This window comes from Variovorax sp. VaC1, from assembly GCF_043658315.1.
In the GTDB taxonomy this organism is placed as follows: Bacteria; Pseudomonadota; Gammaproteobacteria; order Burkholderiales; family Burkholderiaceae_C; genus Variovorax.
The window spans coordinates 15,991-28,369 of record NZ_JBIGLT010000001.1 but is presented as its reverse complement, the minus strand read 5'-3'; the positions used below and the strand labels follow the sequence as shown (position 1 = coordinate 28,369).

Genomic DNA, 12,379 nt, shown 5'->3' with positions numbered 1-12,379 from the left:
GGCGCAGCCGCATGTCCGATTGCCAGCAATGCGGCGCCTGCTGCGCCGCCTACCGTGTCGACTTCAGCGTGCATGAACTCGACGACAACGGCGGCAAGGTGCCTTCCGGCCTCGCCGTCATGGTGAACGACGCGATCTGCCGCATGCGCGGTACCGACCACACGCCGATGCGCTGCGCCGCCCTCACCGGCAAGATCGGCCAGGCCGTGAGCTGCGGCATCTACGAATGGCGCCCCAACCCCTGCCACGAGCTGCAGTCCGGCAGCGACGCCTGCGAGCGGGCCCGGGCACGGCACGGGCTGCCGGCGCTGTCGCCTCTGCACTGAGCCGGTTCATCTCGTGACGTTCGGTGTTGGAAATAACCGACACCACGACGCCTCGCCCGGCGCTACCTTCGCGCCATGGCTCCATCACATCAGCAACGCATCTGGGACATTTCGCCGCCCGTGCATGAAGGCGCGCCGGTGTTTCCCGGCGACACGCCCTACCAGCAGCGCTGGGCCGCGACCATTTCGCCGGGCTGTCCGGTGAACGTGAGCGAGATCAAGCTCTCGCCCCATGTCGGCGCGCACGCCGACGCACCGCTGCACTACGACCCCGAGGGCCAGACCATCGGCCATGTCGACCTCACGCCCTTCCTCGGCCCCTGCCGCGTGATCCACGCGATCGACAAAGGCCCGCTGATCGAGTGGGAGCACATTGCCCACGCCGTCGACAGCGACCTGCCGCAGCGCGTGCTGGTGCGCACCTACACCGCCATGCCGGTGGACCGCTGGGACCCGCAACTCGCGGCCTATGCACCCGCCACCGTCGAGCGCCTCGCGGCCATGGGCGTGAAGCTCATCGGCATCGACACCGCCAGCATCGACCCGGCCGACAGCAAGACGCTGGAAAGCCACCAACGCATCCGCCGCCTCGACCTGCGCGTGCTCGAGAACCTCGTGCTCGACGACGTGCCCGAGGGCGACTACGAACTCATCGCGCTGCCGCTCAAGCTGGTCAGCGCCGATGCCTCCCCCGTTCGCGCCGTGCTGCGCGAACTTCCTCGCTGAAACCTCCACCATGACGACCCTTGCAGACTGCCGCGCGCTCGACGCGCAAGACCCGCTGCGCGCCCTGCGCGACCAATTCACCATCCCCGGGGACGTGCTCTACCTCGACGGCAACTCGCTCGGCGTGATGCCCAAGGCCGCGTCGGCGCGCATCGCCGAAGTGGTGACGAAGGAATGGGGCGAAGGCCTGATCCGCTCGTGGAACACCGCGAGCTGGTTCGACCTGCCGCAGCGCCTGGGCGACAAGGTGGCCCGCCTGATCGGCGCCGCACCCGGCGAAGTGGTGTGCACCGACAGCACTTCGGTGAACCTCTACAAGGTGTTGTTCGCGGCGCTCTCGCAGCAAAAAGACAGCGGTCGCAAGCTGGTGGTGAGCGAGCGCAGCAACTTCCCGACCGACCTCTACATCGCCGAGTCGCTGTGCCGCGAGCGCGGCTTCACGCTCAAGCTGATCGAAGCGAGCGAACTGCAAGGCCCTGATTCGGTGCTGACCGACGAAGTGGCCGTGCTGATGCTCACGCACGTTAACTACCGCACCGGCGCCATGCACGACATGAAGGCCATCACCGCCGCCGCCCACGCCGTGGGCGCCCTCGCGGTATGGGACCTCGCGCACAGCGCGGGCGCCGTGCCGGTGGCCCTGAACGACAGCAACGCCGACTACGCGATCGGCTGCGGCTACAAGTACCTGAACGGCGGCCCGGGCGCCCCGGCCTTCGCATGGGTCAACGCGCGGCACGCCGGCCAGTTCGAGCAACCGCTCTCGGGCTGGTGGGGCCATGCGGCGCCCTTCGAGTTCACGCCGCACTACCGGCCCGCACCGGGCGTGGGCCGCTACCTCTGTGGCACGCAGCCGATCATCGCGCTGGCGGGCTTGGAATGCGGTCTCGACACGGTGCTCGCGGCCGAGGCCTTCAATGGCGGCAACGGCGCGATGTCCGCGCTGCGTGCCAAGTCGCTCGCGCTCACCGACCTGTTCATCCAGCTGGTCGAAGAACGCTGCGCCGGCCAGGGCCTCTCGCTCGTCACGCCGCGCGACCACGCGTTGCGCGGCTCGCAGGTGTGCCTGAGCCGCGAAGAAGGTGCCTACGCCATCGTGCAGGCGCTGATCGCGCGCGGCGTGATCGGCGACTACCGCGCCGGCGATTCGCAGATGCCCGACATCCTGCGCTTCGGCTTCACGCCGCTGTACATCGGCTTCGAGGACGTATGGAACTCGGTCGAGCATCTCGTGCAGGTGCTCGAAACCGGCGAGTGGCGACGCGCTGAATTCAACCGCAAGAACGCAGTGACATGACCGCCGACAAGAGCCCCGCGAAAAGCCCCGAGAACATCGTTCACGAAGAAAAGGCGCAGCTGGACTTCAGCAAGTCCATGAGCTATGGCGACTACCTGCACCTCGACGAGATCCTCAACGCCCAACATCCGCTGTCGCCCGCGCACGATGAAATGCTCTTCATCGTGCAGCACCAGACCAGCGAACTGTGGATGAAGCTGATGCTGCACGAGCTGCACGCCGCCACCGCCTGCATCGCCGAAGAGAAGCTCGCCGACGCCTTCAAGATGCTCGCCCGCGTGAGCCGCATCATGGAACAGCTGGTGAGCGCATGGACCGTGCTGTCGACCATGACGCCGCCCGAGTACACGGCGATGCGCCCCTACCTTGCCAACTCCAGCGGCTTCCAGAGCGCGCAATATCGTTGCATCGAATTCGCGCTCGGCAACAAGAACGCCGCCATGCTCAAGCCGCACGCGCACCGTGCCGATCTGCTGGCGCAGGTCGATGCGGCCTACCGCGCGCCTTCGCTGTACGACGAGTCGCTGCGCCTGCTGGCACGCCACGGCCTGCCGGTGCCCATCGACCGGCTGAAACGCGACTGGACGCAGCCCTACGAAGTCAGCGATGGCGTCGAGGCGGCGTGGCTCATCGTCTATCGCAACCCGCACGACCACTGGGACCTGTACCAGCTCGGCGAAAAACTCACCGACCTCGAAGACGCCTTCCGCCTCTGGCGCTTCCGCCACGTGACGACCGTCGAGCGCGTGATCGGCTTCAAGCGCGGCACCGGCGGCACCGGCGGCGTGAGCTACCTGCGCAAGATGCTCGACGTGGTGCTGTTCCCCGAAATCTGGAAGCTGCGCACCGACCTCTAGCAACCTGAAGGCTGCGCGCACCGACGGCTCCTACAATCCGCGCGGCACCAGCACTTCAAGACTCGACAGGGCGATGCGATTCGTCGTTCTGCCTTGTGCTGCGGGGAAACCCCGCGGTGGATGGATGGCTACACGTTCCGGCGCGCAAGCGGATCTGCGCTGACGCGCAGCACGGCTGGCGCATCACCGGCTGGTTGAAGGGCTGGTTGCCGCCCACCTTCATCGATCGGCCTCATCACCTTCATGACGATGCGCGCGTTGAGCTACAGGGAATGGCTGGCCCGCAACCTTGCGCGGGCCTTGCTGGCCGACGCCAGGCAGCCCGGCGGCACCGCGCCCGATGCGCTGCGTGCGCGGGCCGCCGCGACGCTGGGCGCCGACCCGCCGTGGCTCAAGCCCTTCGCCGAGGCGCTCGGGAGTCGCTCGCAAGCCACATGGCGGCGCACCGACCTGCCCGCGCTGGCGAAGGCGATCCACGACATGCCCGAGCTGGACCTCGCCTTCGCGCAGGACGATCTGCCGCGCGTCCGGCGAATCATCCTGCGGCCTGCGGAGATGCTGCCGCGGCCGATGGGCCTGGACCACTTCGCTTTGCCGCACGTTCCCACGCTGGCCGAACTCGCGCAGTGGCTTGAGCTTGAGCCCGAGCGCCTGGCATGGCTCACATCGGCGGCACAGGCCTTTCGCGAGCCCAATGTGGCCGGTGCGCGCCCCGCCTCCCACTACCGCTACCAGTTGCAGCCCAAGCGCCTCGGCGGACTGCGGCTGCTCGAAATTCCCAAGGCCGACCTGAAGCGCGTGCAGCGCCGCATCCTCGACGACCTGCTGCAACACGTGCCCGTGCACGAAGCGGCGCACGGCTTCGTACAGGGCCGCTCTGTGGCCAGCCACGCGGCCGCGCACGCCGGCAAGGAGGTGGTGATCGGCTTCGACCTGTGCGATTTCTTTGCTAGCGTTCGCGCCTCGCGCGTGCACGCGACGTGGCGCACGCTGGGCTACCCCGAGGGCGTGGCGCGCGCCCTCACCGCGCTGTGCACGCACCGCACCGACAGCGCGGTGGTGGAACGGCTGCGCGACGACGGTGGCCTCGACTGGCTGGGCGCCAGGCGCCTGGCCGCACCGCATCTGCCGCAAGGCTCGCCGTGTTCGCCCGCGCTCGCGAACCTCTGCGCCTTTCGGCTCGACCTGCGGCTCGAAGGACTGGCGTGGGTCTTCGGTGCCACCTACACGCGCTACGCCGACGACCTCGTGTTCTCGGGGCCCGCCTCGCTGCGCAGCCAGTTCACGGCGTTGAGGGCCTGGGTCGGCGGCATCGCGGCCGACGAAGGCTTCACGCTTCATCCGCGCAAGGTGCGCTGCATGCCGCAACACCACCAGCAGCGCGTGACCGGCGTGGTCGTCAACCAGAAAGCGAATGCGCCGCGCGAAGACTTCGACCGGCTGAAAGCCGTGCTGCATCAATGCGTGCTGCACGGCCCCGCGGGCCAGAACCGCGCAAGGGTGAGCGACTTTCGCGGCCACCTGCTGGGCCACATCGCGTGGATCGGGCAGTTCAACCCCGGCCGCAAGGTCCGGCTGATGCGCCTGTTCGACCGCATCGAATGGCCGCAGATGACGACGCACATGATGACGCAGATGACGCCGCACACGACGCAACCACCCTCATGAAATAGAGGTGGCAAGGCTTGCTCCGTCTGCGTAAAGCGCTACATTTTTGGAAACAACGGAGATCACTGCCATGAACGACATCCGGTTTGCACCCGACGAGCTCTCCACCCTGCGCAAACACGGCATCGTGCTGTTCGCAGACCGCGTGATCTTCGATGCGCAGCCGCCGATGCCGGCGCAGCAGATCGCGGCCGTGCAGGCGCTGTGCGCGGGGCCCCTGCCCGAGGCACTGGTCGCGCTGTGGCAGCAGACATCGGGCGGTCGGCTCGACTACGACCTGACGCTCGAGATGAACGGCAACGTCGAGGCCATCAGCTGGACGGAATTGTTCTGGGACGGCAGCGACGGCTACCACGACCTGCAGGGCTGGATCGAGCACGAGCAGGAGCTGGCCGAAGACGCCGCCGACGAAAGCGGCACGCCGTGGAGCGGCAAGCTCACGCACCTGCCGTTCGGCGGCTTCGAGTACACCGACCGCATCTACGCGGTGGTCGAGCCCGGCGCCGAACACGGCCACATCGTCGCGTGGAAGAAGGGCCTGCCGCCCGCCTGGACGCATGCCTTGCACGAAGACGGCGTGACCACCGTCGCGACCGACCTGCACGGCGCCTTCGCGGCGCTGCACCTCGAAGAAGATCCGCTGGCACCGGCGGGCGACTATTTCTCGGGCCAGACCTTGCTCGAGTACCTCGACGACCGGCACCAGGACCACGGACTGGACCTCGACCTGATGGACAAGCTGGTCGCCTTCTATTCCCGCGCCGTGCTCGACTGGCGCACGCCGCTGGCCGAGGCCACGCTGCGCCATCAACCGGCCCTGGCACGCGTGGCGCTGCGCCATGCGATTGCCACCGACGACGCGGCGCTGATCGTGCAGCTCGCGGCCGCCGGCGTGAGTTTCGAGGGGCCGGTGCATGGCAGCGCGCTCGCAACCGACATCGCCGTCGGGCACGGCGCCTTTGCCGCCGCCGCCGCGCTGGTGCGCGCGGGCGCGCCGGTGGCGGCCGATGCGCTGCGCAACATCGATGGACAGATCGCCCCCGAACTCACCAGTGCGCTGCTGGCCAACGGCGCCGAGCCCAATGTCGCGGCCATCGTGAAGTGCGCCGCCTGCGGCGCACCCGCGAGCGCGCACCTGATCGCGGACGCCTGCGCGCAAGCGGGCATCGATGTACCGCCAGCCTTCGTGGCGGACCGCGATGCCATGCTGCTCGAACTGGAGACCTCGCTCGCGAAGATGGCGGACGGCAAGCACGGCCATTACCTGGGGCAGGAAGGCCTCGCCGAGCGTATCGAGCACCTGCAGACCTTCAGGCTCTGAGGCGCGCCGACGGCGGCGCCTGCGTGCGCCGCTGTAATCAACCGCCGTCTTCAGCCCCCGTACAGCCAGGGCTGGTCGAGCAGCTTCGGGCCGAGCATGCGCATCGCCATGTCGCGGCCCAGGCGCACGGCGCCCGTGGCGTGGAAGATTTCGCCGTTGCGGCGCGCCTTCGCCTGCACCCGCGCGTTGCGCGCCCAGCGCGCGTCGGCATAGCGCGAAAAGGCGGCCGGCACTTCGGCCGCGCTGCCATGGCCGAGTGCGTCGGCCAGCGCCAACGCGTCTTCGATCGCCATGCCGGCGCCTTGCGCCAGGTAAGGAACCATCGGATGCGCGGCATCGCCCACCAGCGCGACGCGCTCGTGCGCCATGTCGGCAGCACTGGCAATGGGGGCACGGTCGCTGAGCGTCCAGGCGCGCCAGCCGGACATGGCGTCGAGCAAGGTCTGCAAGCCGGCGCAGCTGCGGCCCATGGCCTGCTTCAGGGCGGCGATGCTGCTGGCCTGGTCCCAGTCGCGCGCATCGCCGGCTGGTGCGGATTCGGCGATGACCACCACGTTGAGCCAGTCGCCGCCGCGCACCGGGTACGCCACCGCATGCAGGTGCGGGCCAAGCCACACATCGACCTGCGTTCGGCGCAATGCCGCGGGCAATTTCGATTGCTCGACCAGCGCCCGCCAGGCCGTGTGGCCGGTCACGCGTGGCGACTCGGCGGCGGAGGCCGCATCGAGCTGCCGCCGCGCGATGCTCCAGAGGCCATCGGCGCCGACGAGCGCCTCGCCCTCCCAGGCGCGCGCGTCGGTGCTGGACACGCACACGAGGTCGTCGCTGGTTTCGATCTGCCCGATGTGGGCGCCGGTGACCAACGTGCCGCCGCCGCATGCGCGCACTGCCTCGAGCAGCAGCCCATGAAGGTCGGCACGGTGAACACAGAAGTAGGGCGCGCCGTAGCGCTGCTGCATGGCATCGCCGAGCGGCAGGCGGGCCAGCTGCGCGCCGTTGCCGGCGCTGTGGACCACGAGCGCGTCGGGACGCGCGGCGATGGAAGCAAGGCCTTGGCCCAGGTCGAGTTGCTGGAGGCGCCGCGTGGCGTTGGGGCCGAGCTGCACGCCGGCACCGATTTCGCCGAAGGCGGCAGCCTGTTCGAAGACGTCGGCCCGGTGCCGGTTCCGGGAAAGCGCCAGCGCCGTGGCCAGCCCCCCGATGCCGCCCCCGGCGACGAGGATGTGCGCGGGCATCGGTCTCAGAGGCTGTTCGTGGACGACAGCGTGCTGTGCGGGCTGGTGGCCTTGTCGGCTTCCGGTTTGAAAGGGGTCTTGGGGGCGCAGCTTCCGCAGGTGTCGCAGGAGCCGCAGCCCGAGGTCTTGGCGAGCGAGGCCGCCAGCTGGTCGGCACGTTGCTGGTCGACCAGCCCGGCGCGGTGCGTGCCGGCCGCGAGCTTGTGCGCCGCGCTGCGCCGCCAGCCTGCGGGCATCCAGCGCCAGACCGCGTAGAACGCGGCCGCCGCGACGATCAATCCGACGATCAGTTGCTGTGCCATTTCTTCTTCAAACCTTTCGTTGCGGGTTTTAACCTGCTCCGAGTGCCAGTGCAACGCGGTAGGTGATGAAGCACGCCGCGTAGGCCAGCGCGAACAGGTAGCCCGCCATGATCCACACGTACTTCCACGACCCGGTTTCGCGCTTGACGGCCGCAAGCGTCGAGATGCACTGCGGCGCAAACACGTACCAGACCAGCAACGACAGCGCGGTGGCCAGCGACCAGCTGCCGGCGATCAGCGGCTCGAGCGCGCCCGCCACATCCTCGCCGGTGGCCGAGAGCGCGTACACCGTGCCCAGCGCACCCACCGCCACTTCGCGTGCGGCCATGCCGGGCACCAACGCGATCGAGATCTGCCAATTGAAGCCGATGGGCGCGAAGATGTGTTCGAGGCCCCGGCCGATCATGCCGGCCAGGCTGTACTGGATGGCCGCGCCGATCGCGCCCTCGGGTGGCGACGGGAAGGTCGACAGGAACCACAGCAGGATCGTGAGCGTGAGGATGATCGTGCCCACGCGCTGGATGAAGATCCACGCCCGCTCGTACAACCCCAGCGCGAGGTTGCGCGGGTTGGGCCAGCGGTAGGCCGGCAGCTCCATCATCAGCGGCGAATGCTGCGCGTTGTCGCGAAAGCGCTTCATCACCCAGGCCACGGCCATCGCCGAGACGATGCCGAACACGTACAGCGCGAACAGCACCACGCCCTGCAGGTTGAACACGCCACCCACGGTGCGCGCCGGAATGAAGGCGGCAATGAGCAGCGCATACACCGGCAGCCGCGCCGAGCAGGTCATGAGCGGCGCGATCATGATGGTCGTGATGCGGTCGCGCCAGTTGCTGATGGTGCGCGTGGCCATCACGCCCGGAATGGCGCAGGCAAAGCTCGACAACAGCGGAATGAAGGAGCGGCCCGACAGGCCCACGGTGCCCATCACGCGGTCGAGCAGGAAGGCGGCGCGCGGCAGGTAGCCGGAGTCTTCGAGCGCGAGGATGAAGAGGAAAAGAATCAGGATCTGCGGCAGGAAGACGATCACGCCGCCCACGCCCGCGATCACGCCGTCGACCAGCAGGCTCTGCAGCATGCCTTCGGCCATGTGCGCCTTGAGCACGCCGCCGAGCGCCTCGGTGCCGGCCTTGATGGCGTCCATCGGCACGGTGGCCCAGCTGAACACGGCCTGGAACATCAGGAACATGGTGACGGCAAGCACCAGCATGCCCCACAGCGGGTGCATCACGACACGGTCGATGCGGTCGCTGGTGGCCAGGCTGCCGACCGGCTCGGTCACTGCCAGGCCGAGGATGCGGCGCACCTCGCGCTGCGTGGCGAGCACGTCGTCGAGCCCGGGCGCCTGCCAGGGCTGCGGCGAAGCGGCGGCCACGGGCTCGTCGAGCGCAACGAGCAGGCTCTGCGCGCCGCCGGTGTGCACGCCGACGGTCTCGACCACCGGCAGGCCCAGTTCGCGCGACAGCACGGCGGTGTCGACCACGATGCCCTGCTTGCGGGCCATGTCGGTCATGTTGAGCGCCACCACCATCGGCAGGCCGAGCTTTTTCGCTTCGAGCACCAGCCGCAGGTTCAGGCGCAGGTTGGTGGCGTCGGTCACGCACACCAGCAGGTCGGGCAAGGCTTCCTGGCTCTGGCCGGTGACGATGTCGCGGGTGACGGCTTCGTCGGCGCTGAGCGCGTTCAGGCTGTAGGCGCCCGGCAGGTCGAGCACGAAGACGCGGCGACCGGAAGGCGTGCGCAGCGTGCCTTCCTTGCGCTCGACGGTCACGCCGGCGTAGTTGGCGACCTTCTGGCGGCTGCCCGTGAGCAGATTGAAGAGCGCGGTCTTGCCGCAGTTGGGGTTGCCCAGCAGCGCAATGCGGCCCGGCTGCGCGGTGGCGGCGAAGCCGCCGGGGCCCTGGATGACGGCCTCAACCATGGTTCTCAGCCCCCGGCGTCACGTGGATGAGCGCGGCTTCGTGGCGGCGCAGGGCGAAGGTGGTGTGGCCCAGGCGAACCGCCAGCGGCTCGCGCCCGGGGATGCCGCTGGCCACGATGCGCACCGCTTCGCCCGGCACGAAGCCGATTTCGGTCAGGCGCAGCACGAGTTCGCGGTCGTCGGCGCTCTCGGGGCGGGCGACGTCGAGCACGGTGGCCCACTGGTTGTCGGGAAGCTGGTCGAGGTGCAGGACGGCGGATGCCGGCGCTGCGCCGTTGTCATTGGTGTGCACGGTGAGAGTGCGCCCTGTATATCGGCGCGCCAAGTAAGCAATACCCGAATGCTAGCAATTCTCACTCGCGAAAACCTGACCACGCCTCAAAAAGGGCTCTGCGAGGTCGGAAACACCGCGGAACCGGCCTGGCCGGGCCGCAGGTGTTGCCCCGGCGCGAAGCGACACGCGGTGCGCAGCCCTGGAGCGGGCCTAGTTCAAGCCGAGCATGCCGCGCAGTTTCGAAAGGTCTTCGGCCAGCGTGTTCACCCGGCCGGCCAGCATCTTGCGGTCACGCTCGGTGAGCTTCGAATAGGTCTCGAAGCCGCCGTCGGCCGTCTTGTACTTGGCCAGGGTGTCGAACACCACCTTGAAGTTGGCGTCGGTCTTGTCCGAAAAGGCCTTGTTTTCTTTCACGACCAGCGGGCGCAGCAACTCGACGATCTTGTAGGCCCCTTCGAAGTTCGACTGAAAGTCCCACAGGTCGGTGTGGCTGTAGCGGTTCTCTTCGCCCGAAATCTTGGTGGCCGCCACCTCTTCCATCAGCACGGCGGCGCCGCCCACCACCTTCTCGGGCGGGAAGGTCAGCGCGACCAGGCGCTTTTGCAGCTCGAGCACGTCGGCCAGCAACTTGTCGGCCACGGGGTTCAGCTCCTTGGTGCTTTTTTGCACCCACAGGCCGTACTCGATGCGATGGAAGCCGCCGAAGGCCGGGTCTTTCTCGGCCTTCTCGTGATCGTCGGCGCGCGAGTCGATCGACTTGTCGAGGTCGTTGAAGAGTTCTGCCACCGGCTCGATGCGCTCGTAGCTGGTGCGCGTCGGCGCGTACAGCTTCTTCGCCTTCTCGATGTCGCCGGCCTTCACCGCCGCGGTGAAGGCGCGCGTGTCCGTCGCCAGTTTGCGCACGTTCTCGGCCACGTAGATTTTGTAGTCGGAGATCGGTCCGACCAACTCGAGCGGCGACACGGCGGCCTGCGCGCCCATGGCATAGAGCCCGGCGAAGCCTGCAACGAAAGTGGCGAGGAAGTGGCGGCGGAACTGCACGGTCATGGATCTCCTGGTTCTAGCGGTGGTGAAAAAACTTGTGTCTCTGAAGGCGCGGCTTCAGGCCGCCATCAGGCTGCGCCCCAGCCAGTCGCGCTCGTCCTGCACGCCCGGCAGCGTGAAGAAGAAGCCGCCGCCGATGGGCTTGATGTATTCCTCGAGCGGCTCGCCATCCAGGCGCGTCTGCACCGCGATGAAGCCCTTTTCGAGGTCGGCCTGGTAGCAGATGAACAGCAGCCCCATTTCGAGCTGGCCCGACTTGGTGACGCCGTTCGAGTAGTTGAAGGGCCGGCGCAGGATCAGGTTCGCGTCCGATGCCTTCGTGCGCGGATTCGCCAGGCGGATGTGCGCGTCCATCGGCGTGGCCTTGCCCTCGGGGTCCTTGGTGTAGTCGGGCACGTCGTGCTCCGTCTTGCCGCCGTCCATCGGCGCGCCGGTGGGCTTCAGGCGGCCCATGATGGCCTCCTGCTCCTGCAGCGGCGTGCGGTCCCAGCGCTCGACGAAGTTGCGGATGATCCGCACCGCCTGGTAGCTGCCGCCCACGGCCCAGGCCGGCTCGTCGCCGCCCGGCTGCACCCACACGATGTGGTCCATGAGCTTGTTGTCGGCCGAATCGGGGTTGGCCGAGCCATCGCGAAAACCCAGGAAGTTGCGTGCGCTTTCGGCCGGTTTGCCGGGCACCGCCGGGATCGGCGGCACGGTGCCCTCTTGCTTCCAGTGCAGCACCAGCAGGTCGGGCGTGTTCTTGATGATGTCGCGCAGCGCGTGGATGTTGGCGTCGGGCGTGTTGGCGCAGAACTGGATCGACAGGTCGCCGTGGCACAGCGCCGCATCGAGCGCGTCGTTGGGATGGCGCTGCATCTGGTTGAGCCGCACGGGCTTCTTCTTCGCGAGGCCGAAGCGCTCGTCGAACAGCGAAGGGCCGACCGACACCGTCACCGTCAGCCCATCGGGCTGCACCACCGGGCCGAGGATGCCGGAGCCGGCAGGCGGCAGCTTGGGGTCGGGGTCGGTCTGCGGGCCGCCCTGCGTCAGGAAGGCGATGCGGTCGGTGAGCGTGCGAAACAGGCGCTCCAGGTCGGCGCGGTTTTCGGCCAGCACATAGAACGACGCGACCATGCCGGCCGTCGGGCGCGGCGTGACGATGCCCGCCTGGTGCTTGCCGCGGAAGGGCACGCGGTCTTGCGTGTGGCTGCTCTGCGGCGCGTCGGTGACTTGCGCACCGGCATCGGGGGAATTGGGCGAGCCTGCCGGTGCGGCGGCCGCGTGGGCCGAGGCTGCTAGGCCGGCGAAAGCGACACCCGCTGCGCCGAGCATGCGGCGGCGGTGTGGTGAAGCGGGTTGCCCGGATGCAGATGCGGGCGCGGATTCGTGGATCGGCTTTTCCATGGGAGCTCTCTTCTTCAAC

Annotated in this window: 12 protein-coding genes; 6 read left to right on the top strand and 6 right to left on the bottom strand. The window is 68.4% G+C overall.

What is annotated here, in order from left to right:
* The first annotated feature begins 11 nt into the window (after positions 1-11).
* The 6 genes from ACGLHS_RS00120 (at position 12) to ACGLHS_RS00095 (ending at position 6,195) form a co-directional block, all read left to right on the top strand.
* Positions 12-326: a YkgJ family cysteine cluster protein gene (locus tag ACGLHS_RS00120; protein WP_394475771.1), complete on the top strand. Its 315-nt coding sequence runs from the start codon at positions 12-14 to the stop codon at positions 324-326.
* A gap of 75 nt (positions 327-401) precedes the next feature.
* Complete coding sequence (kynB, locus tag ACGLHS_RS00115) at positions 402-1,052, top strand: arylformamidase (RefSeq protein WP_394475769.1); 651 nt, start codon at positions 402-404, stop codon at positions 1,050-1,052.
* 10 nt (positions 1,053-1,062) lie between these two features.
* On the top strand, positions 1,063-2,349 hold the full coding sequence (gene kynU, locus ACGLHS_RS00110; RefSeq protein WP_394475767.1) for a kynureninase: 1,287 nt from the start codon (positions 1,063-1,065) through the stop codon (positions 2,347-2,349).
* Complete coding sequence (kynA, locus tag ACGLHS_RS00105) at positions 2,346-3,206, top strand: tryptophan 2,3-dioxygenase (RefSeq protein WP_394475765.1); 861 nt, start codon at positions 2,346-2,348, stop codon at positions 3,204-3,206. Before kynU ends, kynA begins: the two co-directional genes overlap by 4 nt.
* A gap of 243 nt (positions 3,207-3,449) precedes the next feature.
* On the top strand, positions 3,450-4,874 hold the full coding sequence (locus tag ACGLHS_RS00100) for a reverse transcriptase family protein (protein WP_394475763.1): 1,425 nt from the start codon (positions 3,450-3,452) through the stop codon (positions 4,872-4,874).
* A 70-nt stretch (positions 4,875-4,944) separates the two neighbouring features.
* Positions 4,945-6,195, top strand: coding sequence for an SMI1/KNR4 family protein (locus ACGLHS_RS00095; RefSeq protein ID WP_394475761.1), 1,251 nt, complete (start codon positions 4,945-4,947; stop codon positions 6,193-6,195).
* Positions 6,196-6,245: 50 nt separating this feature from the next.
* Here ACGLHS_RS00095 and ACGLHS_RS00090 read toward each other — a convergent pair whose 3' ends face one another.
* The 6 genes from ACGLHS_RS00090 to efeB form a co-directional block, all read right to left on the bottom strand.
* Positions 6,246-7,430, bottom strand: coding sequence for an FAD-dependent monooxygenase (locus ACGLHS_RS00090; protein ID WP_394475759.1), 1,185 nt, complete (start codon positions 7,428-7,430; stop codon positions 6,246-6,248).
* A gap of 5 nt (positions 7,431-7,435) precedes the next feature.
* Positions 7,436-7,732: a DUF6587 family protein gene (locus tag ACGLHS_RS00085; protein ID WP_093236629.1), complete on the bottom strand. Its 297-nt coding sequence runs from the start codon at positions 7,730-7,732 to the stop codon at positions 7,436-7,438.
* 28 nt (positions 7,733-7,760) lie between these two features.
* Positions 7,761-9,656, bottom strand: coding sequence for a ferrous iron transporter B (locus tag ACGLHS_RS00080; protein ID WP_394475757.1), 1,896 nt, complete (start codon positions 9,654-9,656; stop codon positions 7,761-7,763).
* Positions 9,649-9,948: a ferrous iron transport protein A gene (locus ACGLHS_RS00075; RefSeq protein WP_394475755.1), complete on the bottom strand. Its 300-nt coding sequence runs from the start codon at positions 9,946-9,948 to the stop codon at positions 9,649-9,651. The genes ACGLHS_RS00080 and ACGLHS_RS00075 overlap by 8 nt, the downstream gene beginning before the upstream one ends.
* 192 nt (positions 9,949-10,140) lie before the next feature.
* Positions 10,141-10,977 (bottom strand): iron uptake system protein EfeO, encoded by an 837-nt coding sequence (gene efeO / locus ACGLHS_RS00070; RefSeq protein WP_394475753.1) that lies wholly within the window; start codon positions 10,975-10,977, stop codon positions 10,141-10,143.
* 54 nt (positions 10,978-11,031) lie between these two features.
* Complete coding sequence (gene efeB, locus ACGLHS_RS00065) at positions 11,032-12,360, bottom strand: iron uptake transporter deferrochelatase/peroxidase subunit (protein WP_394475750.1); 1,329 nt, start codon at positions 12,358-12,360, stop codon at positions 11,032-11,034.
* Positions 12,361-12,379: the final 19 nt, after the last annotated feature.

What these genes read in the sequence shown, in the direction of transcription:
- ACGLHS_RS00120 (WP_394475771.1), top strand. Translation starts at nt 12, where the DNA reads ATGTCCGATTGCCAGCAATGCGGCGCCTGCTGCGCCGCCTACCGTGTC.
- kynB (WP_394475769.1), top strand. Translation starts at nt 402, where the DNA reads ATGGCTCCATCACATCAGCAACGCATCTGGGACATTTCGCCGCCCGTG.
- kynU (WP_394475767.1), top strand. Translation starts at nt 1,063, where the DNA reads ATGACGACCCTTGCAGACTGCCGCGCGCTCGACGCGCAAGACCCGCTG.
- kynA (WP_394475765.1), top strand. Translation starts at nt 2,346, where the DNA reads ATGACCGCCGACAAGAGCCCCGCGAAAAGCCCCGAGAACATCGTTCAC.
- ACGLHS_RS00100 (WP_394475763.1), top strand. Translation starts at nt 3,450, where the DNA reads ATGACGATGCGCGCGTTGAGCTACAGGGAATGGCTGGCCCGCAACCTT.
- ACGLHS_RS00095 (WP_394475761.1), top strand. Translation starts at nt 4,945, where the DNA reads ATGAACGACATCCGGTTTGCACCCGACGAGCTCTCCACCCTGCGCAAA.
- ACGLHS_RS00090 (WP_394475759.1), bottom strand. Translation starts at nt 7,430, where the DNA reads ATGCCCGCGCACATCCTCGTCGCCGGGGGCGGCATCGGGGGGCTGGCC.
- ACGLHS_RS00085 (WP_093236629.1), bottom strand. Translation starts at nt 7,732, where the DNA reads ATGGCACAGCAACTGATCGTCGGATTGATCGTCGCGGCGGCCGCGTTC.
- ACGLHS_RS00080 (WP_394475757.1), bottom strand. Translation starts at nt 9,656, where the DNA reads ATGGTTGAGGCCGTCATCCAGGGCCCCGGCGGCTTCGCCGCCACCGCG.
- efeO (WP_394475753.1), bottom strand. Translation starts at nt 10,977, where the DNA reads ATGACCGTGCAGTTCCGCCGCCACTTCCTCGCCACTTTCGTTGCAGGC.
- efeB (WP_394475750.1), bottom strand. Translation starts at nt 12,360, where the DNA reads ATGGAAAAGCCGATCCACGAATCCGCGCCCGCATCTGCATCCGGGCAA.